The sequence below is a fragment of the uncultured Jatrophihabitans sp. genome (assembly GCF_964251945.1).
Lineage (GTDB): Bacteria > Actinomycetota > Actinomycetes > Mycobacteriales > Jatrophihabitantaceae > Jatrophihabitans.
In genome coordinates, this window is sequence record NZ_CAXULP010000005.1 from 245,032 (window position 1) to 259,167 (window position 14,136).

Annotated in this window: 15 protein-coding genes; 5 read left to right on the forward strand and 10 right to left on the reverse strand. The window is 68.6% G+C overall.

Annotated elements, in window-relative coordinates; translation table 11 throughout:
• Nucleotides 1-36: 36 nt before the first annotated feature.
• From ACFFBG_RS12695 to ACFFBG_RS12715, 5 genes are read right to left on the reverse strand one after another with little or no spacing between them, the layout of a single operon-like run.
• Nucleotides 37-534 (reverse strand): TadE/TadG family type IV pilus assembly protein, encoded by a 498-nt coding sequence (locus ACFFBG_RS12695; protein WP_375479195.1) that lies wholly within the window; start codon nucleotides 532-534, stop codon nucleotides 37-39.
• Between the two features lie 5 nt (nucleotides 535-539).
• Nucleotides 540-734, reverse strand: coding sequence for a hypothetical protein (locus tag ACFFBG_RS12700; RefSeq protein ID WP_375479197.1), 195 nt, complete (start codon nucleotides 732-734; stop codon nucleotides 540-542).
• 20 nt (nucleotides 735-754) lie between these two features.
• A complete protein-coding gene (locus ACFFBG_RS12705; RefSeq protein WP_375479199.1) occupies nucleotides 755-1,702 on the reverse strand; it encodes a type II secretion system F family protein in 948 nt (315 codons plus the stop codon).
• Entirely contained in the window at nucleotides 1,699-2,556 is an 858-nt protein-coding gene (locus ACFFBG_RS12710; protein ID WP_375479201.1) for a type II secretion system F family protein, read from the reverse strand. Before ACFFBG_RS12710 ends, ACFFBG_RS12705 begins: the two co-directional genes overlap by 4 nt.
• Before the next feature lies 1 nt (nucleotide 2,557).
• On the reverse strand, nucleotides 2,558-3,817 hold the full coding sequence (locus ACFFBG_RS12715) for a CpaF family protein (RefSeq protein WP_375479203.1): 1,260 nt from the start codon (nucleotides 3,815-3,817) through the stop codon (nucleotides 2,558-2,560).
• Nucleotides 3,818-4,064: 247 nt separating this feature from the next.
• Between ACFFBG_RS12715 and ACFFBG_RS12720 the strand changes: the two genes are divergently transcribed.
• Nucleotides 4,065-4,598, forward strand: a complete 534-nt coding sequence (locus ACFFBG_RS12720) for a hypothetical protein (protein ID WP_375479205.1) — start codon at nucleotides 4,065-4,067, stop codon at nucleotides 4,596-4,598.
• A gap of 184 nt (nucleotides 4,599-4,782) precedes the next feature.
• On the opposite strand, the gene ACFFBG_RS12725 is transcribed toward ACFFBG_RS12720, so the two are convergent.
• Nucleotides 4,783-5,022, reverse strand: coding sequence for a helix-turn-helix domain-containing protein (locus ACFFBG_RS12725; RefSeq protein WP_375479207.1), 240 nt, complete (start codon nucleotides 5,020-5,022; stop codon nucleotides 4,783-4,785).
• A gap of 52 nt (nucleotides 5,023-5,074) precedes the next feature.
• On the opposite strand from ACFFBG_RS12725, the gene ACFFBG_RS12730 reads away from it, so the two are divergent.
• Nucleotides 5,075-6,082 (forward strand): IS1595 family transposase, encoded by a 1,008-nt coding sequence (locus tag ACFFBG_RS12730; protein ID WP_375479209.1) that lies wholly within the window; start codon nucleotides 5,075-5,077, stop codon nucleotides 6,080-6,082.
• Nucleotides 6,083-6,289: 207 nt separating this feature from the next.
• Here ACFFBG_RS12730 and ACFFBG_RS12735 read toward each other — a convergent pair whose 3' ends face one another.
• Nucleotides 6,290-7,786 (reverse strand): DNA methyltransferase, encoded by a 1,497-nt coding sequence (locus ACFFBG_RS12735; protein ID WP_375479211.1) that lies wholly within the window; start codon nucleotides 7,784-7,786, stop codon nucleotides 6,290-6,292.
• 129 nt (nucleotides 7,787-7,915) lie between these two features.
• Here ACFFBG_RS12735 and ACFFBG_RS12740 point away from each other — a divergent pair, with 129 nt between their 5' ends.
• Entirely contained in the window at nucleotides 7,916-8,296 is a 381-nt protein-coding gene (locus ACFFBG_RS12740) for a hypothetical protein (RefSeq protein WP_375479213.1), read from the forward strand.
• A gap of 248 nt (nucleotides 8,297-8,544) precedes the next feature.
• Here ACFFBG_RS12740 and ACFFBG_RS12745 read toward each other — a convergent pair whose 3' ends face one another.
• A complete protein-coding gene (locus ACFFBG_RS12745; RefSeq protein WP_375479215.1) occupies nucleotides 8,545-9,399 on the reverse strand; it encodes a hypothetical protein in 855 nt (284 codons plus the stop codon).
• A gap of 131 nt (nucleotides 9,400-9,530) precedes the next feature.
• Here ACFFBG_RS12745 and ACFFBG_RS12750 point away from each other — a divergent pair, with 131 nt between their 5' ends.
• Both ACFFBG_RS12750 and ACFFBG_RS12755 read left to right on the forward strand, forming a co-directional pair.
• The gene (locus tag ACFFBG_RS12750) at nucleotides 9,531-11,651 is read left to right on the forward strand and encodes a multicopper oxidase domain-containing protein (protein WP_375479217.1); all 2,121 of its coding nucleotides are present in this window, start codon (nucleotides 9,531-9,533) and stop codon (nucleotides 11,649-11,651) included.
• A 106-nt stretch (nucleotides 11,652-11,757) separates the two neighbouring features.
• Nucleotides 11,758-12,711, forward strand: a complete 954-nt coding sequence (locus tag ACFFBG_RS12755; RefSeq protein WP_375479219.1) for an SDR family NAD(P)-dependent oxidoreductase — start codon at nucleotides 11,758-11,760, stop codon at nucleotides 12,709-12,711.
• A 71-nt stretch (nucleotides 12,712-12,782) separates the two neighbouring features.
• On the opposite strand, the gene ACFFBG_RS12760 is transcribed toward ACFFBG_RS12755, so the two are convergent.
• Nucleotides 12,783-13,694 (reverse strand): ROK family protein, encoded by a 912-nt coding sequence (locus ACFFBG_RS12760; RefSeq protein ID WP_375479221.1) that lies wholly within the window; start codon nucleotides 13,692-13,694, stop codon nucleotides 12,783-12,785.
• An 11-nt stretch (nucleotides 13,695-13,705) separates the two neighbouring features.
• A partial coding sequence (locus ACFFBG_RS12765; protein WP_375479223.1) for an acyl-CoA dehydrogenase family protein occupies nucleotides 13,706-14,136 on the reverse strand: 431 nt, incomplete at its 5' end.

Below are 14,136 nucleotides of genomic sequence, written 5' to 3' on the forward strand. Positions count from 1 at the left end.
CGCGAAGCCGGCGAAGGCAGCGCGCGCGCAGCGGCGTCATGGCGCCTGCTCGCGGAGCACCGAGGAGCGGACGTCGATCGTCAGCGGCAGGCCGAGCGGCGAGAACAGCAGCCGCAGCCGGCCGGTGCACCGCACAGTCGTGATCGGCAGCCCTGAGGCGCCGTCCACACCAGCGCTCGCCGCGCAGTGCACGGCCGCCGCGTCGGCGTCGTCGAGCCCCTGGCGGATCAGCTGTTCGGCGCGGGCCGCGCCGGCGCCCGGGCGGACGCCTTCAGCGGCGGCGAACCGCGCGGCGTCCGCGGCTGAGGACGCGGCGACGTTGCGCGCGTAGAAGTAGACCGCCACCTGCAGCACGGCGAACAGCAGCATGAGCAAGAGCACCGACACCAGCACGAAGTCGACGACCGCCGCGCCCGCGTCGTCGGCGCGCAGCCGCCGCGTCGCGACCAGCCGACGCCGGTCCAGACGCCGGTCCAGACGCCGGTCCAGACGCCGGTCCAGACGCAGGCGCCGCCGGGCTTGCCGGGCGCGCACGGCGGCTACTTGCCGCTGACCGAGTCGATGATCCCGGACAGCGCGCTGCGGATCTGCGGCTCGAAGATGCCGAGAATGGCGACGACCAAGATCGCGGTCATCACGGTCACCATCACCCACCCGGGCACATCGCCGCGATCGTCGTCGCGGTCGGGCAAGCGCACGAGCAACCAGGCTCGCACGGCGTCGAACATACTCATAGGTATCTCCCCACTCGTCGTCACCGGGCCAGCGACGTCAATGTCAATAACCCGGGGAACAGCGCGAACAGCACGGTGACCGGCAGGATGAGAAACACCACCGGCAGCATCATGGAAATCTCCTTGCGACCGCCCGCCTCCAGCAGCGCGCGTTTGCCGACCTCGCGGACGTCGACGGCCTGGGCGCGCAGCACGTCGGCCAGCGGGGTGCCCCGCTCGATCGCGACGACCAGGCCCTGCAGGAATCGCGCGAACGCGTCGAGCGTCGTCTGGTCGGCGAGGTCGGACAACGCTCTCGTCATCGGCGCGCCGGCCCGCGCCCGGGCGAGCGCCCGGCTGAGGTCAGCGGCCAACTCGCCGCGGGTGAGCCGGCACACCCGCTCGAGCGCGTCGATCGGCGACTCCCCCGCCACCACCGACAGCGCGAGCAGGTCGGCCACGACCGGGAACTCCGACAGCATCGCCCGCTCCCGGTTGGCGAGCTGGCGGGTCAGGCGCCAGTCCCGGCCCAGGACGCCGCCCACCGCCCCGCCCAGCGCGGCGAGCACGACCAGCACGGGGTCGACGCCGTCGCGCAGCAGGCCGCCGAGGACCATCAGCACCGCGGCGACGCCCGCCGCCGCGACCGACCAGAGCACCTGCTCGACCCGGAACTCCTCGACCGTCATCGTCGCGCCGAGGCCGTTCAGCCGGCGGCGCACCGACGGCGCGCCGCCGACGACGCGGTCGACCCCGCGCACCAGCTCGCCGAGGGCGGGGCCGAACAGCCGCCGGGCGACGGTGAACGGCGCGGATGTGGCGGCCGGCCGGCCCAGCAGCTTCGAGGGCTGCGGCGTGTCGCCCAGATAGGGCGCGAGCCGGTCGGCCAGCCGGATCGGCCGCATCGGCGGCGTCGCGCGGACCGCGATCAGCACACCGGCGGCGCCGAGCAGTCCGACCCCCGCACCGATCAGCCAGGCCCCGCTCACCGCAGCACCCGTTCGTCCTCGGGCAACCGGCCGATCAACAGCATGATCCGGTAGGCCGCGACACACACCGCGGCGCCGATCGCGAGCAGCAGCGTGCCGCCCGGCGAGTCGTAGGCGCGCAGCGTGCTGGACTGCGTCCCGAGCAGCAGCAGGACCGCCCACGGCGCGGCCACCGCGAGCCGCGCGGCGTTGATCACCCAGCCTTGCCTGGTCTCCAGCTCCGAGCGGGTGCGGGCGTCGGCGCGCAACAGCTCGGACAGCGTGCGCAGCACCGTGCCGAGGTCGCTGCCGCCGACTTCGCGGGCGACGCGCATCGTCTCGCACACGCGGTCGCCCACGGGGTCGGCGAGGTCGTCCTTCAACGCGTCGAGGCAGTCGGCGAACCGTCCGGTGGCGCGGTACGCCGCGCCGAACCGGGCGAACGGCGGCCGCAGCTCCGCCGGCCCCCGCACCGCCAGCGCGGCGAGGCCCTCGGGCAGCGACAAGCCGGCGCGCACAGCGGAGGCGAGGTTGTCGATCGCCTCGGGCCACAGCTCGCGCAGGGCCGTCTGCCGCCGGCGCCGCATGCTGCGCACGATCAACGCCGGCCCGAACAGGGCGAACACGCCGAAGCAGGCCGCGACGGTCACGGTGCGGGTGATCGCGAAGACAAGCACGAACGCGATCGCCGCGCACAACGCCTGAGTCGCGAGCAGTTGATTCGGCCCGACGCCGTCGATGCCGGCCTGCTTGAGGACGTCCCGACGGCGGGCGGACCAACTCGCGCCGGCCGCTGTGCGGACCGGCGCGCGCGGTCCGCTGCGCCAGATCAGCAACAGGCCGAGACCGAGCAGCAGACCCAGAAACGCGCCCATCTCAGTGCGCCCCGACGCGGTCGGCGCGCTCGCCACGGGCGGCGAGCACCTCGACCAGATCGATGCCGGCCGCTGCGTACCTTTCGGTATGCGGCGGGTAGCCGTCAGCCCGGTCCAACCGGCCGCGACGCGAGGTGAAGATCTCCGTCGTCTCGATGACGTCGCGCTCGACCCGGCCGGTGACGCCGGCGATCTCGCGCACGCGCCGCCGGCCGTCCCCGTCGATGCCGAGGTGCACGACCAGGTCGACGCTCGCGGCGACCGTCGGGACTACAAAGGCCGCTGAGACGTTCTCGCCCGCGAGCAACGGCAGCGTGCACATCTTGACCAGCGCCTCGCGGGCAGAGTTCGCGTGCAGGGAGCACATGCCCGGCAGCCCGCTGTTCAGCGCGATCAGCAGGTCGAGGCACTCCTCCTGCCGGACCTCGCCCACGATCAGCCGGGACGGGCGCATCCGCAGCGCCTCCTTGACCAGCCGGCGCAGCGGGATTTCGCCGGTGCCCTCGAGGTTGGCCTGGCGCGTCTGCATGGCGACGACGTCCGGACTGCGCAGCGACAGCTCGAAGACCTCTTCGACGGTGACGACCCGCTCGCGGCCGGGAATGGCGCCGCAAAGGGCGTTGAGCATGGTGGTCTTGCCAGCCTGGGTGCCGCCCGCGACGAGGACGTTCAGCCCGGCGACGACGCTCGCCTCGAGGAACCGGGCCGCGTGCTCGGTCAACGACCCGGCCGCGCTCAGCTCGTCCAGCGAGCGCAGGTTCACCGCGAACTTGCGGATGTTCACGGCCATGTGCCGGCGGGTGATGTTCGGGATGACGACATGCAGCCGCGACCCGTCGGGCAGCATCGCGTCCACGAACGGCGTCGACAGGTCGATGCGGCGCCCGGTCGGGCGCAGCATCCGCTCGACCAGCTCGGCGACCTGCTCAGCCGAGAGGATCAGCGTGGTCAGCTCCGAGCGGCCGTTGCGGGCGAGGAACACCCGGCCCGGCTCGTTGATCCAGATCTCCTCGACGCCGGGATCGTCGAGCAGCGGCTGCAACGGGCCGAAGCCGGCCACCGCGTCCAGCACCGCCCGGCTCGCCGCGGCCACATCGCCCATCGGCGGCAACGTCGAGTTGATCGACCGATCGCGGTAGTCGCCGATGACGTCCTCGATCAGGCGCGCCACCACCTCCGGCTCCGCGATCGGATCGATGCCGCGGCGCCGGACGAGTTCGCGCACCTCGGTCTCGACCAAGGCATGCGCAGATGGACCCACGTGGCACCCCCCAGTGGCCGCGCAAGTTGAGTAAGTCGAACAAAGCTTAAAGAAAGTTGAGTCACTTCGCGAATCGGCCGCACACCCTGTGGACGACGCGGCGTCATGCGGGATGACGGACCCAAGATGACTTTGACACGGGCTGCCGTGGACGAATCCCATCGGTGTTCTTCGGCTCGCCGACGATCTGAACGCCCTGCGTGTTGACAAACCGTCACACGCCGCTTGAGCGTGTTATCTTGAAGGAGTGAGTAAGCCCGCAGTCATCCAGCAGGCCGTTGACCTTCTCAAGGGACGGCTCGCTGAGGCAACCGCGCGACGTGACCAACTGACGGCTGAGGCGCAGCAGCTGACGGACGAGATCGAGGCCGTAACGGCGGCGTTGCGCAGCCTGAACGGCCAAGCGTTTGTCGCCCAGGTCCTGGCGGACGTGGGATCGGCAACCCTCAGCGAACTCGCGAGCAGCGGCGTCGAACCGCGGTCGATCCGCGCGGCCGTGAAAGACATTCTTGACTCGGAGCGACGCCCGTACACCTCAACCGAACTGCGCGAGATGTTGCCTGAACATCTGACGGTCAATAAGGCGCCGTCAGCGATCAGCAACAGTGTGCGGTCGGCCGTGTGGAGTCTGACGACAAAGGGTGACGCGATCCGCGTCAACGACGGCGACGCGATCGTGTCCAGCAAGTGGCCTGGCTTCGTTGCCTCGGGCACCCAGAACCGCCCCGACGATTCCGAGTCGGGGAACTTCCGCAGCGAGGTTGAGGGGGGTGCGTTATGAGGAGAGTTGCATGGTCTGCCTGACTGCTGCGGCAAACAGTCGTCAGGAGGTCCCTTAAAAGAGGGCGGCCAGGAGAGCAGCTTTGCCGGCTCTCTCTCCTGGCCCCCTACCGAAACAACACTTCGATGATAACCGAACACCGGGTGCCGCAGGGACATTTGCGCGCCCGGTGTTCGGCGTGCCGTCACTGGATGAGCTGGTACACCCTCGCGCGTGTAACCCCCATCGCCGCCGCGATGGTCTGAACGCTCATCGTCTCGCGCGCGGCGCGGACAGCGTCGGCGCGCAGCTCGCCCAACTTCTCCAGCACCGTCGCAACGGCGGCGATCTCGTCGTTCACGACACGCGCGCGGGCCACGGCGTCGTCAACGTCGTTCAGCTGCGAGGCGACGGCTGCGAGGTAGGCGTCAGAGTTCACGGTCACCATGTAAAGGTACCCCTTGACGTATGTCAAGGGAGGGGTATACATTACGCGTATGCAACAGGAGTTCAGCCTTCCGAAGCTGGCGACGCTCGTCCCCGACGAAGAATCCGCCTACCGCTTCCTTGAGCAGCTCCGCTGGACCGACGGCACCCCCGACGCCTGCCCGCACTGCGAGTCGACCCGGAAGTTCTACTTCCTCACGCCGAAAGACGGCACCGAGGGCCGAACGACGCGCACGGGCGCGAACACGCAGCGGCGGCTCTGGAAGTGCGCCGAGTGCCGCAAGAAGTTCTCGGTGCTGACCGGCACCCCCATGCACGGCACGAAGCTCAGCATCCGCACGTGGGTGATGGTGACATTCGAGGTCGTCGCCTCGAAGAACTCTGTCAGCGCATGGGAAATCAGCCGCAAGTACGGCATCCACAACGAGTCGGCGTGGTTCCTTCTGCACCGCATCCGCGAGGCCATGAAGCTGGACCCGGTCGCCGGTCTGCTTGGCGGCGCGGTCCAGGTCGATGAGACGCGGATCGGTGGCGACCCGAAGAACCGCCACGCCAGCGACCCCCGCGAAGCTGCCCGCAAGGCCCGTCCGGGCCGCGACGGCTACTCGGCCAGCGACAAGCAGCCCGTCGCGGCGCTAGTCCACTACGAGACCCGCTCAGTCCACGCTGTGGCGGTTCCGGACGTGACCGGCGCGAGCCTGCTGCCCGCCATCGAGCACGTCATGGACCTCAAGCGGACCCACCTGCACACCGACGGTGGCTCCGGCTACAAGAACATCGCCGGCCAGTTCCGCGCCCACGAGTACGTCGACCACAAGGCCGGGCAGTACACGCGCGGCAACGTGTCCACGAACCTCGTGGAAGGATTTTTCTCCCAGCTGAAGCGGTCGATCGACGGCACGCACCACTTCGTCAGCGTCGACCACCTGGACCGCTACCTCACCCAGTTCGCGTTCCTCTACACGCACTGCCGGTCGACCGACTCGCAGCGGATGCGCCTGCTGTTCGGCAACATGACCGGACGCCGTCTCGCCTACAAACCCCTCATCGGAGCCTGAGCCCGCGTAACCTCGGCCGCATGGCCGAGCCCGAGGTCCCGGACGGCGTCGACCCCGTGGAGGTATTGCGGGGGCTGCTTCGCATGTCTCCCGCCGACGCGGAACGCGCGCGCGACGCCGCGCGTAAGCGGTCGAGACGGGATCAGCCGGTTCCCAGTAGCGAACCGCCACTCGACTAGCGGTCGATCAGCGGAACACGGGGGATCGTCACGACACCCGAGCTCCGCGGTCGCTGGCAATAAGCTCGTCCGCCGTGTATTCGGACGGATCGCGCGGCGGGGCAAGCGGGATCTCTGTCACGGTCGCCGGCTCGGGCCATAACGGCCCGCGCCGTTCCGTTTTCGGCTTAAGCAGCTCGTCAACGGCCACGAGCTTGATATCTAGATGCTCGTGCCAGCGCGCGCGGGCCGCTTCTTCCCTGGCGCCCTTAGTGAAGCTGAATGCCACAACCCAGCCCGTCGATGAGCGATCGCGTTTCACCGCGGTCTCGAAATTGTCTACGACGTTTCTTCCAACATGTTCGGACTGCTTTACCTGGATCGGGTCGTGGGTGAGGAAGGTGTACCCATCGATACCCATGTCCCCTGTCTTACGAGGCGAGCCCACGCCGTAGAACTGTTGGATGACCCAGTTTTGAAACTCGAACGGTCTCAATGCCCGCAAACTCTCGACGGTCGAGGGAAGGCCGATCAATTTAGGGGCCGCGACGCCTGCAATACGCCTGATTCGCCGGTCCATTATATGGACCGCGGTCGGGCTTATATCGATCCCCACCCACTGCCGCCCGGTCTTCTGTGCAACGGTGACGGTAGTTCCGCAACCGCAGAAAGGGTCCAGGACGACATCGCCCGGATTGGAGCTGGCCCGGATAATCCTTTCGAGCAACGCTTCTGGCTTTTGGGTCGGATAGCCCAGTCTTTCGGCTGCCCTGCTGTTGAGTGGTGGAATATCAGTCCATACGTCACCGATGGGCCGCCCACGCTGCTCGTCCAGGTATCGCTTGAGTTGAGGTACGCGTCCATCTCGGGACTGCACCACAAGGCCGTCCTCGTAGGCGCGTTGCATCCGGTCGCGTGTCCAGCGCCAAACGCGCGTGACACCTAGGAATTCGTAGGTCAGGTTCGGGCGGTCCGCGTTGGGATTTATCAGACTGTCCAGACGGTACAGCCGGCCGTCTGGGTCTCGATGGGTGTACTTGGAGGCGGTTCGCGCGTCCAAGTTTTGCTCGTCATACTTTTGGAACATCTCGTCAGCGTTCCATGTGGGGCGCTTACTCTTGCTGTAGACGAGGATAACGTCATGGTTATTCGGCAGGCGGACGGTGCTAAGGCTTTTCGCAATCGTCCGCTGCCACACTATCTCGTTTCGAAACCACTGCGAGCCGAAGAACTCGTCCATCATGACTTTGAGATAGTGGCTTGCGTGAAAATCGCAGTGCAGATATACCGTTCCAGTGGGCTTCAGCAAGCGCCGGATCTCAATGAGCCGGTCACGCATCCACTCCGCGTACCACTGGATACCGCCTTCCCATCGATCTTCGAACGACCTGACTTCCGCCTCGTCGCCCCAAATCAGTTCGTAAACGCGATTGCTAAAAAACGGCGGATCGAGGTAGACGAGATCAATGGACTCACTCGGTAGTGTGGCCATGCGGGCCAAATTGTCGTCGCAGTACAGGACGCCTGTGTCGATGGCTTGCGGCATGGACCGACCCTCCCGGCGTGCGACTGCGGGCCAACGCCCGGGGAAACTCTAAAGTGACAGTTGAGGCTGGAGAGGTCTCGATACCAAACCGAGATATTACAAGCGTGTAGTTCAAGCCACACTGAACGAATGGGCACCCCGACGAAAATCCGACTTATCGAGCACGACACCGACGACGTCATCGCGGAGTGGACCGAAAGTGACTTCGATGCGCTGAACCCGCCTCCATCAATCGAGCGCGAGGGTGTTGTCTGGAAGAAGACGGCGATGCAATACGCGACCGACGGCAGCGGCGCCCTCAACTATTTCGCGCGCCGCGAGCCCGTCGTCTCCGAACTCACGATCGTCGGGTCAGTTGAAAGCACACAACAGGGCGCGCTTGCCGCATGGGAAGGCGTTGCCAAAGTGCGTGGATACGAACCGGCGGGCACGCCGACCATGACGCACGAGGTCCGAGACGGCCAGCTCTTGCTGGTCATACGCGGACCGGTCACTGGCCCCGACGACTAGCAGCTGCGCGGCACGACCGTGGCTTGGGTCCGTCAAACCGCATGACGCCGACGACGCGCGTGAGGCAAGCGAAGCGCGTGGTGTTCCTCTTCGTCGCGACGCCGGGACACGAGCCTGCAGTGAGCGCGAAACGCGTCGTGCGGACCGGCCGGTCAGAGATCCTCAGCCGCGCATGAGGCGGCACGGAAAGGGGCGTCCAGCCGGTCGGCTGGACGCCCCTTTCTCGAGGTCGCGCGAAAATCGCGGGACTACGTGACCTTCAGCAGCCGGATCATGCCCATGAGCGCGTGCGGCATGCCGGTCTTGCGGTCCGGCCAGAAGCAGGCGAGGAGATACGTGCCCCTGGACAGCGTGTAGCTCCCCCTCTCGCCGCGGCCCGGACTGACGACGCCGAGATTGAGGGCAATGTGCTTGCCCTTCGAGACGAACACCTTGTTCGGGTCTTCGCTGCCCGCGAACGCCTTCTTCACGTCCGCGAGCGTCTTGCCCTTCTTGAGCTTCGCAAGGCTGACGAAGTGCGCGTCGTGCGCCTCATTCGAGAACCTCAGCACTCCCTTTGCCGGAATGGTCTTCGGGTTCTTGCTCCAGTTGTGCTCGCCGCTCGCGACGATCCTGCTCGCGGTCGGGAACGTCGCGTCCTGCTTCTTGCCGGAGACAGTGATCGTGAGAATCTGCCCGACGGTAGGGCTCGCGTTGTTCGAGTCGACGGCGTAGTAGGTGCCCTTCTCCAGCGAGACGTAGAACCTGTCGTGCGGGGACGCGCCGCCCACCAGCGAGAAGTGGCGGAGCAGGTCCGCCGTGTGGCCGGCGTTGACCTCGCCGAGGTCGTGCAGCGCCACGGCCGTGGTGTCCTTCTTGCTGTGCGGCTTGATGAGCTGGAAAGCCTGGGAGGCGAAGCCCTTCAACTTGATGACCGCCTTGCCGGGGCGGAGGTGGGTCGGCCCGTGAATGTCGCCGTCGTGGTCGACCCGGTAGGTGATCACTTTGCGCGCGGCCGGAGCAGCGCTCACGGCGCCGGAACCGGCGGCCACGACGGCCGACGCCCCCACCAGCGCGCCGGCGAGCCCCAGCGCCGTCGCGGTTTTCTTCCGCATTGTCGTCATTCGTTCCCTTTCCCCACGGTCGGTCTCGACGGTCGCCGAGCTTAGCGCGGCCATAGCGACCGCTGGCAATACGCCGTGGAGAGTATTAGACACCCCTGCCGCGACGCGCTCGGCATGTTAGCTTTTCGGCCGTGGTATTTCGATACAGTCGCCGCCCGGCCCTGCTGGCAGTCGCCGCGCTCACGATGGGCGTGGCTGTCGGCGTGCCGGTCCTGTCCGCCGCTCCGGCCACCGCCGCTCCAGCCACCGCCGCGAGTTCGCACACGATCACGATCACCGGCTCGGGCTTCCTCGCAAAGTTCAATCCGAACACGACGACGATCGGCCACGGCGACACGCTTGCCGTCCACAACACGGACACCACGCTGCACACGTTCACCTCGGATGCGGCCGCCGCCAATGGCACGCCGCTGTTCGACGTCAATGTGCCCGCCGGCGGGACCGTCGCGATCCCGGTCGCCGCCAGATTGGCAGCCGGGACCTACCGGTACCACTGCAAGATCCACACGTCGATGCACGGAGCGCTGGTCGTCACCGGCACGGGCGGCGGGATTAAGCCCGCGCCGACCCGCTTCCGGCAGCGGCTGACCTTCCCGAAGGTGCTGCGCGGCGCGCACCCGCACATCGTCGTGAAGCAGGCATACGTCCGACTGCTGCCCACCGGCCCGAAGACGCTGATGTGGACCTACAACGGGACCTACCCCGGCCCCACGATCCGCCGCCCCGCCGGGCACGACACCAAGCTCACCTTCACCAACAGGCTGCCGGCGGCCGCCGGCGCGATCACCGTCCACCTGCACGGGGACCACCACTCGGCGGCGAACGACGGTCGGCCAGACAGCGGGCTGATCGCCATCGGCAAGTCGCGCACCTACGACTACAAGCTGAAGAACGCCAAGCGCCGGTCGCCGGCGGCGACGGACTTCTACCACGACCACCGCATGGGGCTGACGAATCGCAACGTGTGGAACGGCCTCGAAGGCATGTTCATCGTCGACAACACCGCGCAGGCGAAGCGGCTCGGCCTGCCGACCGGGCGCTACGACCTGCCGCTGATGTTCAGCAACCGCAGCGTCGACAGCGCCAACCAGCTGATCAGCTCGGTGAGCCTGCATCACGCGGCGCCGAATGACGCGACCGTCGGCAACCTGGACCTCGTCAACGGGCGGTACGCGCCGTATGCGAAGGTCCGCGCGCACCGGTACCGGCTGCGGCTGGTGAATGGCTCGAACTTCACCAATTACACCTTCAAGTTGTCCAACCACCGCAAGTTCACCCAGATCGGCACCGGTGACGCCCTGCTGCCGAAGGCCGTGCGCCGCTCGTCGATCCCGCTCGGCCCGGGCCAGCGCGCGGACGTCGTCGTCAATTTCCGCGGCGAGCTGCACAAGAACGTGGTCCTGCGCAGCGGCGGCACCGCGATCATGCAGTTCCGGGTCGTCCGGAGGGCCGCGGACAAGGCGAAAGAGCGGACGAAGCTCGTCAAGCCGGCGTCGATCAAGGCGCCCAAGAAGGTGTCGAGCACGCTCACCTTCAGGTTGCGCACGGGTAGCTCGCCGGCGTGGACCATCAACGGCCGCACCTTCGACCCGCGCCGGGTCGACATCGAGGTGCCGCTGAACTCGACTCGCGTGTGGCTGCTTCGGAACAAGAGCACGATGGTCCACTACGTGCACGTGCACGAAGAGGAGTGGCACACCCTCGCCCGGGACGGGAAGAGGCCGCCGCCCTGGGAACGCGGGCTCGAGGACACCTGGCGCCTCGCGCCCGGGGAATCGGTGAAGATCGCGGCGAAGTTCACCGACTACACCGGCGTCTTCATGTTCCACTGCCATATGCTCGACCACGAGGACGACGGCCTGATGGGGCAGTTCGCCGTGTACAGGCGTGGGCACAAGAAGTTGCCCGTCGGCTATTACCTGGCCGGGACGAAGCCCGCGACCGCGTACTCAGGCGGCATGGGCGTGGCGTTGGCGGTGGCGGCGATCACCCCGACCTCCGACGTGGCAGCCATCTCCAGCGGGTCCGCGCTGTCCGGCATGTCCGGCATGTCGGGGATGACTGGCGCCGCGGGCGCGAGTGTCGGGAAGGTCGCGGCAGCGCGCCCGGCGGCCGACGGCGCAACCGCAGACGCCTCGACGCCGGCCGCCTGGCAGCGCATGGCGATCATCATGAGCAGCCTGCTGGGCCTCGGCGCGGCGGCCTGGCTCGTCGGCGCCGCGGCGCGCCGCCGCCGCCGCGCCGCCCGCTGACCGTCCCCCCGCCCGAAACTTGTCCTCGCTCTACCGGGCCCCACGCCGACCTGGCGAGGACAACTTCCAGGTCACCCGAAAGTTTGTCCCCCCGTAGGGTCGGCTCATGTCGCTCACGCGGGCGCTCGACACGCTGCTGGATCGGACGATCGTGCCCGGATACTCGCGGGTCGGTTACGCGCTGCGTCGGACCTGGTGGTCGGACGACGTCCCCGCCGGCGCCCTGACCGGCCGCACGGTCGCGATCACCGGCGCCAACTCCGGCCTCGGCCTCGCGATCACGATGGGCGCAGCGAGGCTCGGCGCGGCGGTGCGCATGCTGTGCCGCGACGAGGCGCGCGGAGAATCGGCTGCCGCCCGGGTGCGGGCCGCTACGCCCGGCGCGCACGTCGTCGTCGAGCAGTGCGATCTCAGCGAGCTGAAGTCCGTGCGCGCCTGCGCCGCCCGGCTGCGCGACGAGCTGCCTGGCCTGCACGCGCTCGTGCACAACGCCGGCGTGCTGCCGCCGCAGCGAGCCGAGACGTCGGAGGGCCACGAGCTGACCGTCGCCACCCACGTGCTCGGCCCGCACCTGCTCACCGGCGAGCTGCGCGACGCCCTGGCCGCCGACGGCGACGCCCGCGTCGCGTTCGTGTCCTCCGGCGGCATGTACGCCCAGCCGCTGCGCGTCGACGACCCGGAGTTCCACGAGGGCGACTACAGCGGCGCCGCGGCCTACGCGCGGACGAAACGGATGCAGGTGGTGCTCGCGCAGCTGTGGGCCAAGCGCCTGGCCGAGCAGCACATCGCCGTGCACGCCATGCACCCGGGCTGGGCGCAGACGCCGGGCCTGCTCGACTCACTGCCACGCTTCGCCCGCGCCGTCGGGCCGATCCTGCGCACCGCCGCCCAAGGCGCGGACACCGCCGTGTGGCTCGTGGCCGCGCCGGCGGCCAGCGCGAGCACCGGGCTGTTCTGGCACGACCGCCGGCCGCGGCCGACGTCCTACCTGCCGTTCACCCGAGCGAGCGCCGAGGACGCCGAACGGCTCTGGGACTACTGCGAGGTCGGCACCCGCTGAGGCTCGCTCGGCACCGCGTTCGACCGGCTAGTTGATCTCCGTAGCCGGCCCGATGGGGTGCCAAGCGAGATTCATCCGGTCGCGACCTCCGGACCATGCGGTGATTGGCCGTACACGGCTGCGCCGACGAAGCCGCTGCGTTCGGCGTCGACCGAGACGCGGATCTCCGGCAAGGGGCGCGCGTTCCGGCCCGGCGGTTCCGCGCCGGTGCGAAACCACGGTTCGAACAGGTCCCACGACGCCGCCATCGAGCCGCCGATCACCAGCACGTCGGCGCGGAACTCGGCAACCGCACGCCCCACGGCCATGCCGAGGAAGCGAAGCGCGCGCGTGAGCGTCCGGGTGGCCCGCCCGTCCCCGGCACGGGCCAGCGCGGCGACCTCCCGGACATCGGCGGCCGGGTCGCCGCCGGCAGCGGCGAACGAGGCGCGGATCGCACGTCGGGAAAAGAGGTCCTCGAGGGGCTCGTCCCAGATCCCGAGGAGCTCGTCCGAGATCCCGACCTGGTGGATCCGTCCGCCGGGTGGGAAGCCCGGGTCGACCACCTGCCCGTCGACCACCCAACCCGAGCCGACGCCGGTGCCGAGGGTGATGCCGGCCAGCCGCTGCGCGCCCCGGCCGACCCCAGCCGTCCACTCGCCGAGCGTGAACGCGTCGGCATCGTTGAGAAAGAAGACGTCGGCGTCGAGGTCGGCCCGCAAGGCCGCGCCGACGTCGACCCCGTGCAGCGCGCCGAACTTCGCCACCGCGGCGTCGAACAGCGCCACCCCGCGCCGATAGTCGAACGGGTCGGGCATGGCCACGCCCCACGGCATGCCGGGCGGAGCAGCGACCGCCCGGGCGGCGGCCACGAACGCGCCCACGAGTTCGTCGGCGTCGGCGTTGGCGTCGAGCGGGCGGCGGACCGCTCCAGACACCGTCCAGCCGTCGGGATCGACCAGGGCGGCGGACACGTGCGTGCCGCCGACCTCGAGGACCGGCACGCGCACTGCGGCTACTGGGCGATCTTGTACTCGCGCAGCAGGCCGCGGCTGATGATCGTCTTCTGGATCTCGGAGGTGCCCTCGCCGATGAGCAGGAACGGCGCCTCGCGCATGAGCCGCTCGATCTCGTACTCCTTCGAGTAGCCGTAGCCGCCGTGGATGCGGAAGGAATCCTGCGTCACCTCGGCGCAGTACTCCGAGGCGATCAGCTTGGCCATGCCGGCCTCGACGTCGTTGCGCGCGCCAGCGTCCTTCAGCCGGGCCGCGTTGACCATCATCAGGTGCGCGGCCTCGACCTTGGTGGCCATCTCGGCGAGCTTGAACGCGATGGCCTGGTGGTCGGCGATCTGCTTGCCGAACGTTTTGCGCTGCTGGGCGTAGGCGACGGCGAGCTCGAAGGCGCGGATCGAGATGCCGCAGGCGCGGGCGGCGACGTTGACGC